This is a genomic window from Mesotoga sp. HF07.pep.5.2.highcov (assembly GCF_003666285.1).
Lineage (GTDB): Bacteria > Thermotogota > Thermotogae > Petrotogales > Kosmotogaceae > Mesotoga > Mesotoga prima.
In genome coordinates this window covers 1-20,810 of the sequence record NZ_JFHJ01000604.1, presented here as the reverse complement: position 1 = coordinate 20,810, position 20,810 = coordinate 1, and the positions used below count along the sequence as shown (strand labels likewise).

The 20,810-nt window shown below is 44.1% G+C and carries 21 protein-coding genes, 1 tRNA gene and 1 pseudogene; 9 read left to right on the top strand and 14 right to left on the bottom strand.

Features of this window, described 5'->3' with window-relative positions; all coding sequences use genetic code 11:
* Positions 1 to 74: 74 nt before the first annotated feature.
* The 5 genes from BG32_RS12820 to BG32_RS12800 are packed head-to-tail and all read right to left on the bottom strand — an operon-like array spanning position 75 to position 2,760.
* Positions 75 to 308 carry a thioredoxin family protein gene (locus BG32_RS12820; RefSeq protein WP_014731379.1) on the bottom strand — a complete coding sequence of 78 codons (234 nt, stop codon included), beginning with the start codon at positions 306 to 308 and terminating at the stop codon, positions 75 to 77.
* Positions 309 to 326: 18 nt separating this feature from the next.
* A complete protein-coding gene (locus BG32_RS12815; protein WP_014731378.1) occupies positions 327 to 1,442 on the bottom strand; it encodes a permease in 1,116 nt (371 codons plus the stop codon).
* A gap of 14 nt (positions 1,443 to 1,456) precedes the next feature.
* Positions 1,457 to 1,990 (bottom strand): permease, encoded by a 534-nt coding sequence (locus BG32_RS12810; RefSeq protein WP_014731377.1) that lies wholly within the window; start codon positions 1,988 to 1,990, stop codon positions 1,457 to 1,459.
* A complete protein-coding gene (locus BG32_RS12805) occupies positions 1,987 to 2,472 on the bottom strand; it encodes a permease (RefSeq protein ID WP_081484626.1) in 486 nt (161 codons plus the stop codon). The genes BG32_RS12810 and BG32_RS12805 overlap by 4 nt, the downstream gene beginning before the upstream one ends.
* Positions 2,473 to 2,760: a helix-turn-helix transcriptional regulator gene (locus BG32_RS12800; protein ID WP_014731375.1), complete on the bottom strand. Its 288-nt coding sequence runs from the start codon at positions 2,758 to 2,760 to the stop codon at positions 2,473 to 2,475.
* A gap of 134 nt (positions 2,761 to 2,894) precedes the next feature.
* Between BG32_RS12800 and BG32_RS12795 the strand changes: the two are divergent.
* A pseudogene (locus tag BG32_RS12795) lies at positions 2,895 to 3,664 on the top strand (metallophosphoesterase family protein).
* Positions 3,665 to 4,175: 511 nt separating this feature from the next.
* On the opposite strand, the gene BG32_RS12785 reads toward BG32_RS12795, so the two are convergent.
* The 4 genes from BG32_RS12785 to BG32_RS12770 all read right to left on the bottom strand — a co-directional run bounded on the left by BG32_RS12785 (position 4,176) and on the right by BG32_RS12770 (position 7,265).
* Positions 4,176 to 4,430, bottom strand: a complete 255-nt coding sequence (locus BG32_RS12785; RefSeq protein WP_041928196.1) for a hypothetical protein — start codon at positions 4,428 to 4,430, stop codon at positions 4,176 to 4,178.
* Positions 4,431 to 4,568: 138 nt separating this feature from the next.
* On the bottom strand, positions 4,569 to 4,919 hold the full coding sequence (locus tag BG32_RS12780; protein WP_014731373.1) for a DUF3147 family protein: 351 nt from the start codon (positions 4,917 to 4,919) through the stop codon (positions 4,569 to 4,571).
* A gap of 110 nt (positions 4,920 to 5,029) precedes the next feature.
* Positions 5,030 to 6,208: an MFS transporter gene (locus BG32_RS12775; RefSeq protein ID WP_014731372.1), complete on the bottom strand. Its 1,179-nt coding sequence runs from the start codon at positions 6,206 to 6,208 to the stop codon at positions 5,030 to 5,032.
* 139 nt (positions 6,209 to 6,347) lie between these two features.
* Complete coding sequence (locus BG32_RS12770) at positions 6,348 to 7,265, bottom strand: GNAT family N-acetyltransferase (protein WP_259459737.1); 918 nt, start codon at positions 7,263 to 7,265, stop codon at positions 6,348 to 6,350.
* Between the two features lie 85 nt (positions 7,266 to 7,350).
* Here BG32_RS12770 and BG32_RS12765 point away from each other — a divergent pair, with 85 nt between their 5' ends.
* From BG32_RS12765 to BG32_RS12755, 3 genes are all read left to right on the top strand, one after another.
* Positions 7,351 to 8,244, top strand: a complete 894-nt coding sequence (locus BG32_RS12765) for an RHS repeat domain-containing protein (RefSeq protein ID WP_014731370.1) — start codon at positions 7,351 to 7,353, stop codon at positions 8,242 to 8,244.
* 305 nt (positions 8,245 to 8,549) lie between these two features.
* Positions 8,550 to 9,791, top strand: a complete 1,242-nt coding sequence (locus BG32_RS12760; protein WP_014731369.1) for a hypothetical protein — start codon at positions 8,550 to 8,552, stop codon at positions 9,789 to 9,791.
* 106 nt (positions 9,792 to 9,897) lie between these two features.
* Positions 9,898 to 10,368, top strand: a complete 471-nt coding sequence (locus BG32_RS12755; RefSeq protein WP_014731368.1) for a hypothetical protein — start codon at positions 9,898 to 9,900, stop codon at positions 10,366 to 10,368.
* A 448-nt stretch (positions 10,369 to 10,816) separates the two neighbouring features.
* Here the strand turns inward: BG32_RS12755 and BG32_RS12750 are convergent, their stop codons facing one another.
* Positions 10,817 to 11,119: a hypothetical protein gene (locus tag BG32_RS12750; RefSeq protein ID WP_014731367.1), complete on the bottom strand. Its 303-nt coding sequence runs from the start codon at positions 11,117 to 11,119 to the stop codon at positions 10,817 to 10,819.
* Positions 11,120 to 11,320: 201 nt separating this feature from the next.
* Here BG32_RS12750 and BG32_RS12745 point away from each other — a divergent pair, with 201 nt between their 5' ends.
* Positions 11,321 to 11,524, top strand: coding sequence for a helix-turn-helix transcriptional regulator (locus tag BG32_RS12745; RefSeq protein ID WP_014731366.1), 204 nt, complete (start codon positions 11,321 to 11,323; stop codon positions 11,522 to 11,524).
* Positions 11,525 to 11,528: 4 nt separating this feature from the next.
* Positions 11,529 to 12,194, top strand: a complete 666-nt coding sequence (locus BG32_RS12740; protein WP_143752439.1) for a hypothetical protein — start codon at positions 11,529 to 11,531, stop codon at positions 12,192 to 12,194.
* Positions 12,195 to 12,225: 31 nt separating this feature from the next.
* Here BG32_RS12740 and BG32_RS12735 read toward each other — a convergent pair whose 3' ends face one another.
* Entirely contained in the window at positions 12,226 to 13,737 is a 1,512-nt protein-coding gene (locus tag BG32_RS12735) for a YifB family Mg chelatase-like AAA ATPase (protein WP_014731364.1), read from the bottom strand.
* Between the two features lie 88 nt (positions 13,738 to 13,825).
* Between BG32_RS12735 and BG32_RS12730 the strand changes: the two genes are divergently transcribed.
* The 3 genes from BG32_RS12730 (at position 13,826) to BG32_RS12720 (ending at position 16,490) form a co-directional block, all read left to right on the top strand.
* Positions 13,826 to 14,287: an NUDIX domain-containing protein gene (locus BG32_RS12730; RefSeq protein ID WP_014731363.1), complete on the top strand. Its 462-nt coding sequence runs from the start codon at positions 13,826 to 13,828 to the stop codon at positions 14,285 to 14,287.
* A gap of 95 nt (positions 14,288 to 14,382) precedes the next feature.
* Positions 14,383 to 14,916, top strand: coding sequence for a ribosome hibernation-promoting factor, HPF/YfiA family (gene hpf, locus BG32_RS12725; RefSeq protein ID WP_014731362.1), 534 nt, complete (start codon positions 14,383 to 14,385; stop codon positions 14,914 to 14,916).
* Between the two features lie 101 nt (positions 14,917 to 15,017).
* Positions 15,018 to 16,490 (top strand): Rne/Rng family ribonuclease, encoded by a 1,473-nt coding sequence (locus BG32_RS12720; RefSeq protein WP_014731361.1) that lies wholly within the window; start codon positions 15,018 to 15,020, stop codon positions 16,488 to 16,490.
* A 15-nt stretch (positions 16,491 to 16,505) separates the two neighbouring features.
* Here the strand turns inward: BG32_RS12720 and BG32_RS12715 are convergent.
* The 3 genes from BG32_RS12715 to BG32_RS12705 form a co-directional block, all read right to left on the bottom strand.
* Positions 16,506 to 16,580 (bottom strand) — tRNA-Val (locus BG32_RS12715).
* A gap of 606 nt (positions 16,581 to 17,186) precedes the next feature.
* Entirely contained in the window at positions 17,187 to 19,499 is a 2,313-nt protein-coding gene (locus BG32_RS12710; RefSeq protein WP_121526945.1) for a hypothetical protein, read from the bottom strand.
* A 57-nt stretch (positions 19,500 to 19,556) separates the two neighbouring features.
* Positions 19,557 to 20,810, bottom strand: a 1,254-nt coding sequence (locus BG32_RS12705; protein WP_121526944.1) for a hypothetical protein, incomplete at its 5' end; no start/stop codon positions are given.

Here is a 20,810-nt window from a genome sequence, read left to right as displayed (position 1 = left end):
TGACCTCCATCTACATGGTTGAAAAATGGAAGGGCATCCCCCTCCACTAATCTATCACCTAAACATTTCTTCTATCAACCTTTGATGAGTCTTTTCGCCTCATCTAGTGAGGGTATCTTCCCGGATATAACGATCTTTCCATCGACTGCGACAGCGGGAGTCGATACTATTCCCTTCTCCATGATCACCATCATGTCTGTTACCTTCTCCACTATCGCATCTGAATCCAACTCTTCAACGGCCATCTTCATAATCTTTTCTGTCTGTTTGCACCTCGGACAGCCCGAACCAAAGATTTCGATCTTCATTGTGCGACCTCCTTAATCCTAAAATAGACTTCCATATATGAATCCCCACAGCGTGGAGAATAACACTACCAGTCCAAAGTAAGTGAATGCTCTCTTCTTTCCCAGAAGTTTAGTTATAACTATCATGCTAGGCAAACTAAGTGAATTACCCGCCATAAAGAGCGCCAGGGCGGGACCTTTTCCCATTCCTAGAAACATTAGCGACTGGACGATAGGAACTTCAGTCAGAGTCGCGAAATACATGAAAGCTCCAAAGACTGATGCAAAGAGAGTTGAGACAAATCTGTTGCCCCCAAGAAGTGACTCGACAACGCTCTGGGGAAGCGCGCTGGATATTATTCCAGCGGCAAAGACTCCGAAGAAAAGGTAAGGAAGAATCTTCTTCGCAAAATCCCAAGTCTCACCTATCCATTGATTTCTCAGTTCTCCCTTGAAACGTATAGCCATAACAAAAACCACAATAGCGGAGATAATCAGTATTGATGCCTTAACTATCGGATCGATAGCCAGGCCGCCAACAATTAAGAAGGTCATCTGGAGACCCAGAAAACCAATCGCCTCAGGCCAGGAAACATGATCATCCGATTCCTGGGTCGCAAAACCTCCTGATCCCTTTTCTCTAAAGATGCTCTGCATCGTTAAACCAACAAAAATTGCCGAGGTCGAGGCTCCAAGAATTCTCACAAGTGCCATCTCCCATCCAATAGCACTTCCAGTCAAGAAGATTGCAGCAACGTTTATCGCCGGACCGCTAAAGAGGAAGGCAACTGCCGGTCCAAGGCCGGCGCCCCGTTTGTATATACCTCCGAAAAGAGGAAGAATTGTACAAGAACAAACTGCCAGAATTCCACCAGAAATGGCAGCGATTGGATATGAAATGATCTTTCGGGCGTCGGGACCCAGTAGTTTCAATATTGAATCCTTCCGTATAAATACAGTGATAGTGCCTGCAATGAAAAAGGCAGGCACAAGACAGAGAAGTACGTGTTCTCTTGCATATGAACCAAGCATTGTAAATCCGCTGATTATTGCATCCTGTACATATTGACTTCCAAAAGGAAGAAAATAGAAAACAAGAAAACCAGCTGCCAACAATACGAACTTCGTAACTTCTTTCTTCAAATCTTTCTCCATCTCAATTATGTCTCCTATTCACTAATGCTCGCAGCCTGTGCACATATCGCATCAATACTTTCCTTACCGGTTATTCTTTCTAGTATTATCGCCATAAGTAGTATTCCCGGAATGTTTATTGCCAATCTGAGCAGAGCAAACCCTGCACCCAGTGATCCCATTTCGAACATGAACATCGGAATCTTAGTTGTTGACCAAGCTCCAACGAAGATCAGTACGTTCGAAAACTTCACTCCTTTCTTCATGAAGACCGCTGCTATTGGAAAGGCGCCATATAAAGGTCCCGCCGCAGCCGCTCCAAGAAGAAAGGATAGTGATATTCCCTTGATACCTGATTCCTCTCCCAGATGTTTGGTAATCTTCTCTCTCGGAATCCAGACATCGAGAAGGCCCAAGAGAATAAATATCGGAGGAATAACTGATAACATTTCCAAAAAACTCGTTCCAGTAATGCTCAGTGCGTTTCGCCCGACTTGATTGTTTGCGGCAAATACTGCAGAAACGAACCCTGCCATTACTAGCGGAAAGACATACCTTTTCGCCTTCATCCCAGAATCACTCCCATAAGACCGGCAACTATAAACGAGAATCCAAATGCCATCACGTTTCTCATAATCGTCAGTCTACTTCCAAAATATTTCTTCTCAACCGGAAAAGTAACAACTCCAACCATCATCAGAGTGGAAATGAAAAGAGCTATCTGAGTTATCCCGGCTCCATTATCGAGCAACATGACCGCCGTGGGAAAAGCGACAAAACCGGGAATCAAAGTGATTGATCCAACAGCTGAAGCTATAAGCAACCCCCAAACTCCCGAACTTTCTCCTAGCAGCTGCGAAATTGTCTCGGGATTCAACAGCGCGATAAGCAATCCAACGAAAAGCAGAATAGCGATCAGTTCAGGCAGAATTCCCTCAAATGATCTCCACGCTTTCTCGAGCGCCATAAGTGTCTTTTTTCGACTTACAATGAGAGAGATAACTAGAAGCGATCCAGTTATGAAATAGATTACAGTGCTGTACACAGTCATCTACTCCGATTCTTGTGATGACACATCAGTGATTGACTTGGCAAGCTCGACAATCTCCAGGACTCTTCTATCTGCTATGCTGAGCTCCTTTCTCGCACCATTCCTGTTCTCTTTGACGAGGCCCGCATCTACCAATGCCTTAACGTGCCTTGAGAGAGTTGTTTTATCTATCGCAAAAAGATCATCCAGCTCGCAAATACATAGGGTACCCTTTGAAAGTTGTTCAAGAATTTTTAATCGCCAGCTACAACCCAGTGCCTTGAAAAGCATGACTGTCCTTTTGTTCATCAGACACCTCCAAACGGGATATACTAATAGAATAATCCATGTTGCATTGTTGTGCAACAATGAAAGAATACTGAGACAATATTTATCGAGTAATATCTATCTAGTCTGGAGATCACTACTGGAGGTCAAGAAAAATGAGAATCGTATTCTTTTCGGATATACACGGAAATCTTGAGGCTCTTGAGGCAGTGCTGAAAGATATTGAGAGTCAAAACATTGAAAGAATTTACTGTCTTGGAGATCTAGTAGGGTATGGCCCTCAGCCACAAGAGGTTGTTCAAAGAATTCGCGACCTTAAAATCCCTACGATAATGGGAAATTATGATGATGCGATAGGTTATGAAAAGAAAAGCTGCGGCTGCGCATATAATCCCGGCAGAGAAACGGAAGTTGGAGACGAGTCCTTAAACTGGAGCATAACAAATACTTCAGCTGCAGCTAAGGAGTTCCTACGTTCACTTCCTCACACATTGGAATTCGAAGAAGAGGGTGTGAAATTTCTTCTTGTTCATGGAAGCCCTGTAGATCATTTACTTGAGTACATAAGGCCAGATACTTCAAGCGAAAGGCTACAGAAAGTGCTGGAGAGGGTCAAAGCCGATGTTGTCGTCAACGGTCATACGCATCTTCCATGGTTCGCTGGGCGATGGGAAAACTCGTCTTCAACGACGGCAGCGTCGGCAGGCCTAAGGACGGAAATCCCAAGGCCTGCTATTTGATTATTGATGTTGTCCAGCAGAGTATTTCATATGAATTTCGAAGAGTTGAGTATGACGTCAAATCTACAGTTGAGAAAATTACTGAGGTCGGCCTGCCTGCAGAACTTGGTCTAGTTCTTGTGCTTGGCAAAGGATACGAAATGGGGCAGTCGAAATCAAAGAACACAATTGACTTCAAGATCTGAAGCTCTCTGGTTTGATCTTTTGCGGGTTCCATAAGAGACGCTAATTGAGCCTGATACTAACGCGCTTTGATGAAAGGATTGAGACAAGAATAACGGCTCAGAAAATCTTTGGGAAAGAAACAAGTGGAGGTTCTTGGGTACGAAAAGCCGGCGAAAGAAATCCGAAATTGCGCAATTGCTTTTTGTGGAGGCAAAACGCTAAACTGAAGAGAATCATTAGAATCTGTTTGGTACTATTTGCCTCGATCAGTATTGCTTATTTTACTTATGACGAAATAATTCTCCTACATAAATCTTCGACGACCAGGGAGTCTGTTCTTGTGGAAATGTAGGACCCCTATCTTCCGGAAGATTATTCAGTTCTTTACTATTTTCGTGGCACCATCCGTTGCAAAACATGCCCAGTAATGGGGGCAAACGCGAAGAAAGTCCGATAATGATCATCGTAAGCATGTTCCTTCTTGAGTTCCGTTGAGTTTCAGAAACAAGGTGAAAGATCTAGCAATGAGCCTCAAGAGAAGATCAAGAGCAAAGGTCTGCTTGGTGCCCTGATTCTCGGTTCTCTCTTCGCCCTCACCTTTTGCCCTGTATTGGCTGTACTATTCTTTGGAAGCGTAATACCACTCGCCATCAATGAACAGTCCAGGCTGTTGATTCCTGCTATCTGAGGAATCGGAACCGGCCTTCCTGTTGTCGTTGTTGCCATCGGAATTGCCATAAGCACGAAGCTGGTCGCGCAGATATTCAAGAGAATCAGCAAATTCAAATTCTGGGCTCGGACAGTTATAGGAGCAGGTTTCATAGACCTGGGAATCCATAAGTATAACGAGGACTTTCTTGTGAAACACTCAGCAAGAAACCGCTTCTCGAACAGAGGTCAAGCAATTCACTCAAGTCAGAACTATTATAATCTCACTCCAAACTTTGAAAGGATGAGCGAAAAGAAGGCATAGCCTGCCATCATGACTCCACTGGACAAGGCAAGTGCAACGTAGAAATTGATGCCTCTTCTGAGAAACAATGGCATAGCGACAAAGAAAATTAGAGAAGGAAGAACAAACACTAGAATACCGGTTGAGAGTTCTGCAACTTTACTTGAATTTTTTGTATCGTTGTAGAGCCAGAAAAGCGCGAGCATGGAAGTAAGAGGTAAAGATGCTATAAGTCCTCCAATGTATCCAGACTTCTTGCTGACTTCAGAAACAAGAGCGATTATTACCGATGACACAAGGATTTTCACGATGTATCTCAGCAAACTCCTTCACCTCCGCTTTGACTATTCTTCTTGCCCGAACTGCCCCAAGTACTTTGAATGATCTCATATCATTCCTGAGATTCTAATAGATTATCATACGCCGATTTAACTCAGCCTGTAACGAATTGTTCCTTCGTAAAAGCAATTACGATTAGTCCTCCAGTTGCAATGAGTGAAGCCATCATAATGAACATGCCGAAATAAGAATATTCCGCAACAGTTCCGGCCAGCAATGGCCCAACCATAAAACCAATGGCTCTGGCCGACCTAAGAAGTCCCAGAAACTCGGCTCTTCTCCCCGGCGGTGAACAGAGAGATACCATAGTACCGGCACCGTTTATGAAGGCTCCAAAGGCAATGCCAAGGCAGAAGTACCCAATCGCAATGAGGACCCAGTTCTTTGCCACGGCAAAGAAAACCATTGTGAATACTGTTAGACCTATGCCGATCAGTGTGCTCTTTCTTGGTCCAGTTTTAGATATCACCCTTCCAAAGAATATATGAGAAAAGATCTGCATAAAGGGGTTTATCGAAGTAATGATTGCTGTAGCCGCTCCTGACAAACCAATTCTTTCAGTCATATATATTGCAATTATCGAAGTGGCTCCAGCCGTTCCAAGTTGTCTCAAGAAAGTACCAGCATAGACAGCCCATAATCCATTTTCCCAGAGAGGCGTAGAATCCTCTTTCAAGGGGAACAACCTGTTCAAGAAGCCCTTTCTACGAGAGACGAGGTGTTTCTCTTCCTTCAAGAAAAGGACAGGTATGACAGCAATCAGAGCAACGAATGCATACCAGTTTATAGCCTGGCTCACAGTGAAAAAGACTAGAAGAATCGAGAGCATAATTCTGCCAGTTAGCATTCCGATTGAATTTGCAGTATTCAATATCGACAGTTCTCTTGAAGTATTCCTGACCGAATCCCGTGAATGCTCAGTGCTCAGAGCCATTGCTATAGGTTCGAATCCAGCGGTAAAGAAAGCAATTAATGAAGAAAAGAGAATGAATACTATGGGAGTCTCAATTACTGAATAGGCAAAGTAGAGAAAGGCCGGCGTGAGTACAAGTAATATCATCAGTAGTTTTCGTTTCTTAAGTCCGTCAGATATTGCTCCCCAGGCCGGAGAACCAAAAGTCTCTACAGCGCCTCTCACTGTTGTAAGAAGCCCGACCATAAGAAGTGAAGCCCCAAGCTCTCTTAGCTTCAGCTGCAAGAGCAAACCAAAACCGAACATCACAAAGAACACTAACAGAGATGTCAGCAAGAGTGGAAGACGTTTGTTATGCAAGGGAGATTCTCCTTTAGTTTGATTGACTTATTAATTATAGCATCAGCTTCCAATCCCTCAAATTGGTCAGAATTATCGTGATGAGGACTCAAATTCGATCAGATGACCATCACGTTCATTCAGAAATCCTTCTCTCTTCTTAACTTTCCACCTTCTTCTCGAGAAGAACTGAAAATTCTTTCATACCAATGGCTCTAGACCAGAAGTGATAATCACTTTCAAATACACATTCAAAGAAGGATTCTTCAACCCCCCTAATCAATAGATACTCACTTAGGAATGAAAGTAGGTTTCTTCCTATACCCATTCGACGAAAACGTTCGCTGACAAAAACAAATTCTATAAATCCGAGAAGACTGTAAGTCATAAGATCTTCGAAGACAGAATAGATTAGAACTCCCGCCGTTTCTTCATCTTGCCGGCAAATTAGAATTCTACCTCCAGAGTCCATGATTTCATTCAGATTGAAGAACAGCTCACTTGGCGTCATTTGAAGCTGGCGTTTTACTATTGTAGGAGAAGAAGAGATCTCGACAAAGACTTTTCCAAGATCATCAGGAAGACCGCGGAAGATTTCGAAGGCATTTATCCTAGAGTGTGAAAGTCGTTTATCGGTACTGAACGTAATTCTCTTTTCATTGAAGCCCTCACTTTTCAGCATATGCCATCCAGCTCCGAATCTATAGGTATTGGCGGTAATTGTCTGAAAAATAGGCTTAACTTCCTCCAAAGCAGACCTAAGAAGAGTCCTTCCTGCTCCTTCTCCTCTGTACCCTTTCTTGACATATAGATCATAGATGTGTCCAGATAAATTGGAAGAAAACCGTTCGTCCCTCTGTGGCCCAAAGTGGATATGCCCAATTATCTCTCCTTGGCCTCTCAAAACAAGCAATTTATCGCCTCTCTTAAAAAAATCAAAGTAGACTTCCTCAATTGGCCTGAGTTCTGAAAGCGAATACCTACCATTACTCGATTCGGGAATCGAGTGATACATCTTCTCCATAATCCGTCTTGACTCCTCAAAAGAGGGCTTATCAACATAGAAATCTTTCATCATAATACCGCCTATAGGAGAGATAAATGATACCGTTTTTATCCAACTCCTGTATGATTATAGTAACTTTGCACATGGAGGTGTAGCAGTGAAAAGAATCTCTCTATTTTTGGTTTTGCTCGTTTTCTCTGTGATTGCTCTTGGACAATCGGAGTTTATGATTCCTATGAGCACCGAGGATTTCGGATTGAGGGGACCCGTTAAGTCAGCAAAAATATTATACCCGGAGAACGAAATGGATCTGGGAGTCGACGAGGAGCTCGTCCTCTCTGGATACAGTGTTCTTTTCTTCAACGAGAATGGCAGTCTTGTTTCGCAGATTGAATATGACAAAGACGGTAATGAACAGAGTGCAATACTCTTCAATTACGACAGTAATGGGAAACTTCTTTCTGTATCGGGGAGAGAGAATGGTGTTGAGGAAAACGTCGACGAAATAAAGGTCGAAAACGGAAGAATTGCTGGAATAGTTGTTGAAGACTCCGAAGGCGACTCTAATTTGATCATGGAATATGATGAGGCAGGAAGACTGATCGCCCAGAAGATATCTGGAATGAGCGAAGGCCAGAAAATTGAAATGACTATCTCGATGAAGTACGATGACAACGGAAATCTAATTGAAGAGTCATTCGGAATGATGGGCATGGTAATGACAAAAACAGTCTTCGAATATAACGCTAAGAATCAGAGCATTAGAGAACTGGAGTACATGTATATGTTCGCAGAACCCGGAAGCGAACCGGAACCTATTGAATCTATTCTTGAATACAACGAGATGGGCGATGTTGTTCTGAGAATATCCGACAGCGCGTTTGGTGAAGAGAAAGAGGCCGTTGTATACGAGTATGAATATGATTCAATGGGAAACTATATGCATAAAGTAGGCTATTATGTAATGAACGCTGCTGATCTCGAAAAAGAAACCTGGAAAGAGACTGCAACTGTTGAAGAAGAAGAAACTCGCGAGATTGAGTATTACTGATCAAAATGCATAATCATAAGAGGGTGGAAACACCCTCTTTTTCATTTTGAAATATCTGCTTTCTCTTAAAAGTACCGCTGCCGATTTACTTCTGTCTTTTTGTTGTGCCATTACTACGATACTCACATTAAACACAGAATCTTACGCTAAAAACTCTAACAATCGAATTTATAACGTAATCGATCGTTGAGTCAATATAAACTTAAATATCTTTCTTTCAATACTATAATCTGCGTGCACAATGACTTATTGACATACAGCTCGAATATGAACAGGAAAGCTCCGCATGACGGGAAGGTGATATTATGCGGCTGAAAAGAGTATCAATAGTTATTGTTGCGGCTCTCGTTGCAATGCTCATGATATCTTCCTGTATTCCAAAAGACCCTGTTGTAGCTGCCACAAGAAAGTTCATTCAGTTCATAGAGGAGGAAGGAGAACCGGAAGGCCCATTTACCGGCCTATATCTGGGAGAAGTCGATCAGGACGATATCATCGGATCCGAGTCGGCTGGAGGCCAGGAACTCCAGTATCAGTTGCAAGGCATAAATGAATCAGGTTATTTCTTCTATCTGGATGAAGCTCCCGGTGCATTCTACGATCACCCTGGGAAACTCGTCGTTGTGTCAAAGACAAACGAGATTATCTTCGAAGAAGACACCGAAGGCTGGCCAACGATTAACGGAAACATTGTTTCACCTTTGAGCGATCGGAATCTCTATGCTAAAGCAGTTATTTGGGACAAGTGGAAATATGTCAGGGAAATAATCACTGGAACTGTTGTTGACTGGACACAAGTGTTTTTCAGGATAAAGGGGGCCGTAATTACCAGTGGACTCACTCCCACACAGAATCTTTACGCGGAGGCTCGAGATGTACGGGATCTTATGTCCAACGCTTTCAAGACAATAATGGGAACTGACAGAGTGCGTGACGTGAAGTATGTTTCGGGCGCAGCTGCTCCGAACTGGATTGCCGTTCTAGCCGCAATGGATGAGCTACTGACAACTGAAAAGGTAAACTATATGACTTTGTACTTTATTGCGCATGGAAACACGAACCTCATGAATCTCGGGGGAACGACTTTCTTCGCAAATCAGTTGAGAACTTATATACTCGAACACTCTGGCGTGAAGTTCTGCATAATCATCGAATCCTGCCATTCTGGTAGCTGGCTTGAGGGTCTGAAATCCGCCGGCGTTATCCCTCCAAATGTCGAAATAATAATAACTACAACTACCGCTACCAAGGGGGCTTATCCCGACTGGGACAGCGCAGGTGGCGCGGCGGATTACAATCCTTCAGACATGTATGTTGAGTGGTCGGGTGACTTCCTGCAGAAACTCTCTTCCTTTACCGGCACAGGCTGGTCAGAAGTCACATCCTACGCCTCTAGCAAATCCATAGACACCCTGCCCGCATTGTTGTACAAGTGTTACACGGCAATAAAGGGTGGAAGTCCTTCGACTACGTCATGGACTTTGACAGAGCGTTTTGTGGCAGGCCCTGTTCAGCAACCTATGATATACACGAAGTGGACACCTTAAGGTTATTATTGAAAAGTAAGTGAAGAGCGGGTGATTCCCGCTCTTTATTTTTCTCCTAGCTTTGTTCTTCGCAAATAGCTATAATTGAAATATGGATGTTCTTTCTATGGTCAAACCGGAAAAGCAAAAGGGTTACCTTGTAAGACTGAAGGTTCTTAAAGACGAGACAGATCTTCTCAGGGTCGACATCGAGCTCTACAAAACTTCAACCCACCCCGTGATAAGGGATTCACTTTTCGATGCCTCTATAATAAGGGCGTCCAAACTGGTACGCAACAGCGGCTTCACCATGAAGACTTTTCGAGAGTATATCCGACAAGGCTGCCCAAAACACTTTCGACGCGAATTATATCGAATAATGGACGATTTTGATAGAGAGGAAGCCCTCCTTGCAGAACGAATTAAGAAACTAAAGAATCGTCGTGATCGAGTGATCGTTCACATGGATCCGCGTTTTGCCTTTCATCCCGAGCGAGAAGATGAAAACAGAGTAGATCTAGAAGACATAGAAGCAATATGCTCACATCTTGAAAGACAGGTTGCTTTCTTCAGTGGAAAGCGCTTAGATGGTAAATGAAGCCAGCGTTTAAGGACCAATAAACCATCAGGAGTATTTCAACTGAGTTCCTTCTCTAGAGACTGAAACTGATAAACTGGAATGGCTAGACATGATTTATCAGTAGAGCTACAATTTGGACGACAAGCACCTATCTGGTGTAGCCGAAAGAATATCGACTGATGAATTACTCGAAGAATTCTTCTGTGACGAAGTTAGATATAAATATCTCCAGTCCTGTTCTCCTTCGTAGCACAATCAGAAAGAGTATGTCGACCAAAAGCTCTATTCATAACCTCTTTACGCATTAGAGATTATCTATTTTCTGAAAGACAGAATTACCGAAGAAACAAACCACTCAAAAAATGTGACCCGTGTGGATTCACGAATAATTCGCCCCTCGCGACAAGAAAAGTAAAAATCCCGAGCCCTCTGCCCTGATCAATCACTTTGTCCCAATCTTCGCTGTCTATAATCCCTTTACCGTAGGTAGCCCTTCCCTTCCGGAGTTGCCGAGAGCACTTGCGAAGCATCCCTTGCACTTGAGATTACACCTGTTAGTGATACCCAGTATCATTATTGGAGGAACCACTAATCCTTCCTTAAGGAGAGAGTCTCTCAACGATTCAGATTCTTTGAATGCTTCCAAGAGCTTGGCAGAACCACGAATGTATCTTGGATTTCTCACTGTCCATGGCAGAAAGACCTTCGACAGACGAGGATTCACAGACTTGAAAGCAAGATCAATCTTTTCTAAGATTCCCGATTTCATGTATCCACCTCCCGGAACATCTCAAAAACAATCTAGTCTTTTAGTCTTATAGTGTGACTTATGCGTTATGACAAAAGAAACTCTTTACTCCTTTCTTCAAACGTTATATCTTTACTTGAGTAGGCTGAGCTACAAAAATGAAATGTTTATAATACTTGACATTATGTAAAGTATTATGTACACTTGACCCAGGTGATGGCTATGAAGAACAGAATGAAGGAATTTAGATTCAAGAATGGAGAAATGACACAGGACAATATAGCAAGAATGGCCGGAGTAAGCCGGCAGACAATAATCGCGGTCGAAAAAGGGAAATTCAAACCTTCAGTTAAACTTGCTCTTAAGCTCGCAAATATTCTTCACTGTACTGTCGAAGAACTCTTTGAACTGGAAGAGGGTGATTAGGTTGTTGCTTAAAACGGGTATCTTGATATTTGATGTCTTCATAATTATCCTATCAGTTTCTCTCATTAAGACGGCGGTAGGCTGGTATTCTCTACTCTTGCTGGGCCTCTACCTCTTTCCTTCACTGAGGATGCTCCGATTAATCCCCGGATTTGACGAAAGGGAGAAGACAATCGACAGCCTTTCATCTAATATGGCTTTAGGAATAAGCTTCGTTTTAGCCATCTTTTATATTGGTATGAGTTACACCCTTACGATCGACGCCGCGATCTCTTTCATCCTTATTCCTTTTGTTGCAAAGGCCGTCTTTTTCTCCGGATTCACTCTTGAGAGAAGGCAGTTGGTTTCAATCATTGGAAGATCGGTGGGCTTGATATTTGTAGGATTCGCTCTTTTTTCCCACGGTTTTTCTACGGTCGCTTTGATAGAAATGCTGCCCGGTATCGTTATTATTATTTGCACGGAGCTTTCTCCCAGATACAGATGGTTCGGTCTCAGTTATCTGTTCTTAATAGGTATTGCAACATGGGTCTATTTACCAAACTTTGGAAGAATCACGTCGGTGCTTGTCTACTCATTGTTCGTGATTCCGTTCAGTGTTCTTCTGGTAAGATCTCTTCGGTGCTTGTTTACTCATTGTTCGTCATTCCGTTTAGTTTTCTTCTGGTAAGATCTCTTATGAAGACCTTGAACTATGAACTCTAGGTCTTTCTTCGATACTGCAAAGCCTCTGCAATGTGCCTGGCCTCGACTTTGCTTTCTTCGAGATCGGCAACTGTAAGTGCTACTTTTAGAACTCTATCAATGGCCCTTGCGGTTAATTTCATCTTATCCATGGCCGCCGAAAGAAGTGATCTCGATGCAGTATCGAGTGGGACGTATTCTTTCAGCAAGGCATGACCGAGCTGACTATTCGAAAATATGCTCATTCCCTCATATCTCTCCGACTGTCTCTTTCTTGCCGCAATGACCCTCTTCCGAATTTCGTCCGAGCTTTCTGTCGTCGAGTTTTCCATATACTTGTCGAAATCTAGTCTTGGCATATCCACAAAGATGTCTATTCTATCTTCCATTGGACCCGAGATCTTTCTGTTGTACCTCTGTATGTCATACCAAGAGCATGTACACTCTCTAGTTTTATCTCCGTACCACCCGCAGGGACAGGGATTCTGAGCAGCAACCATCATGAACCTTGCTGGATATGTCGCAGTTAGCTTCGCCCTGGCCACTGTTATCACTCCATCCTCTAGCGGCTGTCTGAGAGCCTCGATAACATCTCTTCTGAATTCCGGAAACTCGTCCATGAACAATACTCCATTATGAGCCAGACTAATCTCGCCCGGCTTTGCGTCATTGCCTCCTCCGACAATGGACGTTGTCGATGCAGTATGATGCGGCGATCTAAAAGGCCTCTCCTTTATTAGTCCTTTCTCTCCAAGGAGGCCCGCAACACTGTAAATCATCGTTGTCTCAATAGCCTCTTCCATAGTCAGAGGAGGAAGAATTGACGGAATCCTGCGTGCAAGCATTGTCTTGCCGCATCCTGGTGAACCTCGAAGAGAGATGTTGTGACCACCTGCAGCAGCAACTTCGGAAGCTCTTTTGGCAAACTCCTGACCTTTGATCTCAGACATGTCCGGCCCACTAACATTACCAAGTTCTGGCTGCGAATAAGCGATGGGAGACTTCTCTATATACCCGTTTAGAAAACCGACCAGATCGTTCAGATTATCGGCCGTAAATATTGTCAAATTGTCTACTATTGAAGCCTCCTGTCTGTTAGGAGCAGGTAGCACTATCTTCATACCCTTTGCCCTTCTTGAAAGTGAAAGCAAAATCGGCAATACTCCCCTTACTCTTCTCAAGCTTCCATCAAGACCTAGCTCTCCAAAGAAGACAAAGTCTGATAGGTCGGCGTTAATCTTTGAAGTGGCTTTGAGAAGTCCTACAGCTATCGGGAGATCAAGATAAGAACCCTCCTTCTTCACATCGCTAGGAGCGAGGTTCACAGTTATCCTTCCATTTGGAAGCTCAATCCCAGAATTCTTGACGGCACTCTTCACCCTCTTCTTGCTCTCCTTAATAACGGTGTCTCCTAGACCTACAATATCCATTTCCTGGATGACTGCCCTGCTGTCAATATCCAGCTCAACAAGAACATCCAGAACTTTCAAACCAACAGTTGTAACCGTTCTAACTCTTGAATAGCGCATCCCATAACCTCCTATCTCATCTCACATTATATCAATCAACGAGCGGAGAGGTGATATACTTAAGTTGAGGTATGGTCGAGGTGTGCATATGAAGAATACACATCGTATTAAAGTGAGAGCTCTCATTGTTAAAGACGAATCTGTCCTTCTTGTTCGTCATGAGCATCACGACAGACCTCCCTTCTGGTGTTTCCCTGGCGGCTTTGTCGAATCAGACGAAGATCTTTTCAGTGCAATCAAGAGAGAGATAAGGGAGGAGACTGAAGTAGTGGTTTCCCCACGCTCTGTCATTGCACTTCAGGAATTCAAAAGAGAAAGCCTTCTGGAGGTGATATTCTCCTGCGATTATGTCTCAGGAAAGTTGAAGCTGGGATCAGATCCAGATAATCCGGGAATCCCAACTCTGGTCGATGCGAAGTGGGTAAGAATTGATGAACTTGACAGGTTCAAAATACTTCCAGTTCAACTCGCTTCTCTTTTCAAGAACAGCTGGGATAATCTGTGCTCAGTAGAACTGTTCCAGATCGAAACCATGAGAGAGGTTCCCTAGAAGGACCATGATCCCCATGCACTGTAACGGTCTTTGATATTGTGATAACATGTAATAACGCAACTTGAGTCACATCACGCGAGAGGAGGGTTATCATGGATTACAACATCTACTCTAAAGACGTAACTGTAACAGACTCCATGAAAGACTACATCGACAAGAGGTTCTCGAAAGTGTCGAAAGTTGTCAACGAGGAGAAGCTAATCTCGATGGATCTCAGGCTCTCGAAGGAAAGAGCTTTTTACAAGATCGAAGCGACCGCCCACCTGCCAGGTGTCATGGTTCGTGTCGAGGAGAAGGGCAGTGACTTCTATACGGTCGTTGATTCATCATCGGATGCCTTTGAGAGAAGGATTAAGAGATTCAAGGAGAGAACTCGCTACAAACACAAAAACGGCTTTAAGGAAAACCTCGATTCAATTCCCTCCAAGTTTGAGGAAGACCACTCCACAATGATAACAAGACGCAAGAAGTTCACTATTAAACCTATGACCGAGGAAGAGGCCGTGCTTCAAATGGAGATGTTAGGCCACACTTTTTTCGTTTACAGAAATATTGACACAGATGAAGTGAATGTTCTCTATACCAGAAAGAATGGATCCATAGGAATAATTGAAATGACTGAATAGCGAAAGGCCACCTGAAGGTGGCCCGCTTTTTTATTATCCGATGAGATATACTGGTTGTATAAAAACTGAAATCTAGTTCTGTCTATAGAAATGAAAGGGCGGTGGCAAGAATACAGAATAACAGAACACAGACTATAGTCTTCAGTCGAATCGAAGACGAGGTCAGAATTGCTTCGCTTGACGGTGATCAACTCGAAGAGATATTCTTTGAAGATATGGACAGCGAAAGTGTCACTGGAAATATCTATCTGGGTAAGGTAGAGAATGTTGTTCCCAGTCTGGAAGCGGCTTTTGTAAATATTGGAATTGGAAGAAATGCTTTTCTAAGATTCAAGGATGCATCGGGACAACCAAAACTTGAAAAGAACAACAAGGTTCTCGTACAGGTCAGCAAGGATCCTATCGGCTCGAAGGGACCTCAGATAACTCTGAAAGTCAGCATCCCCGGAAGGAGTCTGGTGTACACTCCCTTTTCAAAACATATCGGAATCTCTAAGAAGATTACGGACCAGCAAGAAAGACAAAGACTTACCGCAGTTGCGAAGTCCACTTTAGAAAACAAGGAAGGTGTGATATTCCGCACAGCCGCTTTCGGTGTTGGCGACGAGACAATAAAAGAAGAGCTTGAGAGTCTGCGTACCAACTGGAATCAGATCTGCGAGACGTTCAGGAGAAGCAGAAAACCAAAGATTCTATACGAGGAACCATCCTTTGTCGAGTACATTCTTAGAGAGAGACTTACAGAAAACACGAAAGAAATAGTGGTTGACTCGGAAGAGCTTTGGCACGACGTAGTGGCCGGAATCAGCAAGTTCAAATCGGGCTTCAAACCAGTCGTAAGATATGTCGAGGGCGACGCCTTCGCAAGCGAAGAAGTGTACGAGAAGATGAAGATCCTTTACACGAGAATGGTCTCTCTACCCGGCGGAGGAAACATCTACATAGACAGAACTGAAGCCATGACGGTAATCGACGTCAATTCGGCAAGCAATGTTTCCGGCAACGACGTTTCCGAAACCTCTCTAAATACAAACCTGGAGGCAGCTTCAGAAATAGCAAGACAGCTCAAGCTCCGGAACATAGGCGGAATCGTTGTAATCGACTTCATTGACATGAAAAGCGATGAAGATCGTCAAAAGATCATTTCAAGTCTAACAGGTGAATTCAAGAAAGATAAGGCCAGGACAATGATCATGGGATTCACGAGGTTGGGACTTCTAGAAATGACAAGGAAGAGATCGTCTGCAGCCATTGGATCCAAGTTATACTCTTCTTGCCCGATTTGCAAGGGAACCGGGAGAATCGAGTCCCCGAGAGCAGTTTATCAGAGGTTGCTGAAGGATCTCGCGAGAGGCTTTGAAGATGAAACTATCAGCTCGGCAACCGTTCAGGTTTATCAGAACATGTCGGGAATCCTTACTCCAGAAAACCAGAAGAATCTTGCCAAATCTCTGAAAAGAGAAGTCTCGGTGGGCTTTACGTGGCCTATTCCTACCTCATATGAGATCAAGTTCGCAAAGAAGCAAGACAAACCAAAGAGAACACGAAGGAAAACGAAAAAGGAGTCCAGTTGACTCCCTTATCTATTCTGGTGGATGCGACAGGGATTGAACCTGTGGCCTCTTCCGTGTGAAGGAAGCGCTCTTCCGCTGAGCTACGCATCCGTATAGTAGATTCTATCACTGGCCAGATACAGTGTCAAGGTTTGACACCTGGCTTCGTGGTGGCATATGGTGCTGATGGTCTGAAAGAATAAAGGATCAGTTCCAAGTTGCCAAAAAAGTCGGGGGCGGAGGTTGCTGTCAGGGCGTTGGAAAGAGCAAAGAAATTGGTTCGCCGTTCGCCGAGGGAAACCTGTTATTCGTTCAAGAGCGAGGATCTGTTCTTCGTTCTTGGTCAATTTCAAAAGCCAAGATCAAGATGCTGAAAGAAGTTCAGCATGGAATTAGGAGCAGGGTATAGAGTATAGGGTCTGGGGTCTCGATAACGAAAGCAGTTGACCCATTCACGGCTTTCAGTGCTACTGAGGATGTAATCCCTACAGTGGCCTTTGAAAGATCTCTACATATTCAACCCTCAGCGAATTTTCGAATAACCATTCGCTGTCATCCCGTGGAGTCTGCCCCAAAGCTCTCCTGTTTGAGACTTCTCTTTCGGGATCTCGTTCAGTGTCATCCCGAATTCATTTTGGGATCTAGTTTTCTAAAGGGCATATGTTCTTATCATGCAATCGGTCTTCCACATCAAAATTTATGTTCTAAAATCCGCAGTTACTCTTCCTGAGAACCGGGTTCAGCTCTAGAAAGAGAAATTGCGAAAACATGAACATTAGGCATTTGAGGTAATACTATTCCCTTCAAAGGCTTCTCAAGAAGATCGACACAACGGTAATACAACATGCATTTTATTCTCTCCGTGTTGCCTGTATTATCATATCTACCTGAAAACTCGAAGGCGATCTTCTCCCCTGTAGAGGGACCTCCACACCAGTCGGAAAAAGACAATGGAATCACTTGCTGAGAGTCGTCTTCATAAATTAGAAGAGCTTCGCCTGTGTAATCACCGTGATTCGCCGCACCAAGAATGCAGATCTTGTCGAACATTTCTGCCGAAAATGTCAGCGCCTGTCCTGTAAGCCTGAAGTTGTCGTTTCCGTCTACATTAACCATGAATTCGGTGTCTTCTACAGCAAGAGAACCGGAATCGATAGCTTTCTCAAGCTCTGAGGATATGTAGGAAGCTCCGAATAGTCCCTGAGGATTATCGAAGTTTGCTGTTTTCCTTTCGTCAGAGGTAGCAATTCCGTTGTTATCGAAATACTTGAGCAGATCTAGATGGACAAAACCATTCATCTCAATAAGGCTTACTGGAAGCACCGGTACTTGTAAAACGCTCTTTTCTCTCTCAAACACCCTGCCATCGATTACGGATACTCCCTCGTCAAATTCACTGCACCCTTTGAAATTGAAAACAATCGATACGTCATCTTCAACGAGATAAACTGCAACGATGTCTGGCACTAGAATGATCTGATCGATGTCAAAGCTTCCTTCGCTCAGTTTTCCTCCGACCGTAAGCGTTGTCTCTTTTCCATTTCCCTTGAGGACTCCTAGCTTCTGCACTGTTTTCTCTTCGATTTTTACCGTCTTTTCCGATTTTGATTCTCCGAGTCTCAAGGTGAAAACCACTTCATTCGTTCTTGCTTCATTTATAGCTGCAAAGACTGAATAGGAAGCCTCTACGAGGGTGACTGGTTGACGTAAGCTAAATGCTCCGGAAATTTTGGTCACCGCACTTCCTGAGACTCCAGTACTCTGAATAATCTCCGATTCTGAAAGGCCCGCCCTCATAGATTCAGCTTCCAAAACCACTACCGGGGTGAGAACCTCTATCGCTGCTGAGAACAGATCTCCGTACTCTTCGGGAAGTCTCTTGATTCTTTCCAGAGAAAGAAGCATGGAAATTGTTGATTCCGCTCCCGCATTTTTGTTCACATGTGAGAACTCAAGTCCGTCAAATCCCTCCCCGTTCTTTCCTACCATTGACTGATTCAATTTGTTGACCCCAAGGAACCAACTCCCAAGAAGAGCCGTTATGGCCGCAATATCCCTATCGCCGGTTAAGTGATATAGTCTGAAGCCCGCTGAAATTGCCGATTCAGCTGCATAGGCGATCTGCGGGAAGAGCTGTAAATAGCTCGAAATTGAGTAAAGGCCCGCGTTTATAAGGAGCAAAGAGCTTTGCTTGAATGATTCTGTCGAGATTTCAAGAAGGCTGTCGTCTCCCAGAATCTCTCCCGCCACTGCCAACGCTTCCAGCTGTCTTGAACCCCACCCGTGCCAGAAGTATCTCGGTTCTGAAGGCGATGATTCGTCGACAAGACCATTGAAAATCGAGTCCTCATTCTGAATGACTTTGCTCTGCAGAGCGGCTGCGCATCTCTTTATGAAACCTCCCAATAGCACATCGTTGCTCATGGAATACAACTCCGCCGCTCCAAGAAGAACTACTGAGGAAAGATCAGTGTATCCCTGGATAAGACCGTCACGCTCAAAACCGATGATTTTTCGAAAACAACGTTGGGCCGCATCTGCCAAGCGCATCGAGAACTCTGGATCGAGATTCTGAGAAACCCGAGCCCCTTTCGCAAGAGCATACAGAGCTCTCGCCGCCCACCAGTTGCCTCCTTTTCTTGATGTGGGACCGTTTCTGTTGATGCTACCATCCTCGAAGACAAAATTATAGAAATCTCCATCACTGTCCTGCATGGAAAGAACAAATTCGAGAGCTTCTTTAGCGCGATCGTAGTGTTGTTCCATTCCAGAGATTTCAAAAAGCCTCAAATATAGAACTGCAGCCCTTGCTACATCGTCGACGCATGTCACTCCTTCGCCCTGAGCGTCGGCATGCCTATAATTGCCGTCAGGAAGCCTGTCTGCATAGATCCAGTAACCGATTACACTTTCTCCCTCAACGACAAAATGATCTCTGAGAAACTCAAGATGATCCAGATTAATCTGAACTTCAATTCCTAAAAGCATCAACGAAATAAGAAGTACTAGAATGATCAACGCTCTCTTCATAAGCACCTCCAAAAGAAAAGGGTGAGAGGAAGCCTCTCACCCTTCATTAAGGATCAGTTATTCTCCGATTTTGAGTGATTGAATCTCTGACTTCTTCATTTCAACGAACTCTATTGAGTCCTCTATCGAGTCGGCACTGTATATCGAGTAAACCCTCTTGAAACTGACAACATCTCCTGCCACAAAGTGCTTTACATAGTCTTCCCAATTCGATGATACGTAGTCTTTCGTACTCTCGAAGATATCGATCTCACCTGGCATCCATTCGAAGTATCCGTCTCTGAATTCTCTGCTCTCATATACCCAGGTAAGGCCACCCATCCACTCTTCATAGTCGGCGACCACGACTGGGACCTCTGGATTTATCTCTGCTACACCAGTCTTCAACGACTGCGAGTAGTTGGCTCTCCAGCTCTCCTGGGAGGCAAAAATGTATGTTGCACCCCACCAGAGAGGTCTCATCGAATCGACAGCCGGAAAAACTATGTAAGGTTTGTTTCCGGAAAACATGATCGCATTTCTATCAAGCCAATATTCTAGCGGCGTAATATTCAGCTGATCGGCCCAAAGAAGTCTTCTGAATACCGGGAGTGTATGGACCGTGTCTTCGGCTGCGTCAGTCAATACTCTTGTTGCCATTATTTGCAGTTTCATTAGTTCGGCGTATGTCGCAAATTCGAAGGTGTTATGAGAAATGATATCCCCATTGCTGAATAATGTTGTGATTATCTTTTGGGTTATTCCGAGGAACGGTTGGGCTTCAAGCGTGCTGACTACTGTTATTCCTACGGGGCCTGCCGGAAGAACTGTAGCTTCCTTTACTATGAAGTCTCCACTTGTCTTTTCCTCATGTCGCCCGTATTCACCATCTACGTAGTATGTAGATCCAACGTAGCCGGACATTCTCACAATTCCCAGTTCGTCTACTATCGTGCCCTCTACATCTCCAAAGCCTGTAACCTTTACTAGACCCTTGCTATTCGCTACTGCAGTTATTTCTCCAATCTCGATAAGCCACTGTCCTTCTTCCTCCACAACCTTTCCCACTGCATCGAACTCCGGTGGAAGAATATCGAAATCGTCGGTAACCGTGATTTCTGCCGGTCCTGTAATCAGAAAGGCCATAACATCCCCGGACGACAGTTTGCCATTAAGATCGGTATCGTCAATTTGATAAGGAAGCTCCTCCCCATCCTGAACTACTCTCAGCGAATCCCAGTTAGCGTCAAAGTCAACTCCAACAAGATCAAGGATCTCGCTCATCGATATCGTTACTGCAATGGGTTCTCCAGTGAAGGAGCTGACAGACAC

What these genes read in the sequence shown, in the direction of transcription:
- BG32_RS12820 (WP_014731379.1), bottom strand. Translation starts at nt 308, where the DNA reads ATGAAGATCGAAATCTTTGGTTCGGGCTGTCCGAGGTGCAAACAGACA.
- BG32_RS12815 (WP_014731378.1), bottom strand. Translation starts at nt 1,442, where the DNA reads ATGGAGAAAGATTTGAAGAAAGAAGTTACGAAGTTCGTATTGTTGGCA.
- BG32_RS12810 (WP_014731377.1), bottom strand. Translation starts at nt 1,990, where the DNA reads ATGAAGGCGAAAAGGTATGTCTTTCCGCTAGTAATGGCAGGGTTCGTT.
- BG32_RS12805 (WP_081484626.1), bottom strand. Translation starts at nt 2,472, where the DNA reads ATGACTGTGTACAGCACTGTAATCTATTTCATAACTGGATCGCTTCTA.
- BG32_RS12800 (WP_014731375.1), bottom strand. Translation starts at nt 2,760, where the DNA reads ATGAACAAAAGGACAGTCATGCTTTTCAAGGCACTGGGTTGTAGCTGG.
- BG32_RS12770 (WP_259459737.1), bottom strand. Translation starts at nt 7,265, where the DNA reads ATGATGAAAGATTTCTATGTTGATAAGCCCTCTTTTGAGGAGTCAAGA.
- BG32_RS12760 (WP_014731369.1), top strand. Translation starts at nt 8,550, where the DNA reads ATGCGGCTGAAAAGAGTATCAATAGTTATTGTTGCGGCTCTCGTTGCA.
- BG32_RS12755 (WP_014731368.1), top strand. Translation starts at nt 9,898, where the DNA reads ATGGTCAAACCGGAAAAGCAAAAGGGTTACCTTGTAAGACTGAAGGTT.
- BG32_RS12750 (WP_014731367.1), bottom strand. Translation starts at nt 11,119, where the DNA reads ATGAAATCGGGAATCTTAGAAAAGATTGATCTTGCTTTCAAGTCTGTG.
- BG32_RS12745 (WP_014731366.1), top strand. Translation starts at nt 11,321, where the DNA reads ATGAAGAACAGAATGAAGGAATTTAGATTCAAGAATGGAGAAATGACA.
- BG32_RS12735 (WP_014731364.1), bottom strand. Translation starts at nt 13,737, where the DNA reads ATGCGCTATTCAAGAGTTAGAACGGTTACAACTGTTGGTTTGAAAGTT.
- BG32_RS12730 (WP_014731363.1), top strand. Translation starts at nt 13,826, where the DNA reads ATGAAGAATACACATCGTATTAAAGTGAGAGCTCTCATTGTTAAAGAC.
- hpf (WP_014731362.1), top strand. Translation starts at nt 14,383, where the DNA reads ATGGATTACAACATCTACTCTAAAGACGTAACTGTAACAGACTCCATG.
- BG32_RS12710 (WP_121526945.1), bottom strand. Translation starts at nt 19,499, where the DNA reads ATGAAGAGAGCGTTGATCATTCTAGTACTTCTTATTTCGTTGATGCTT.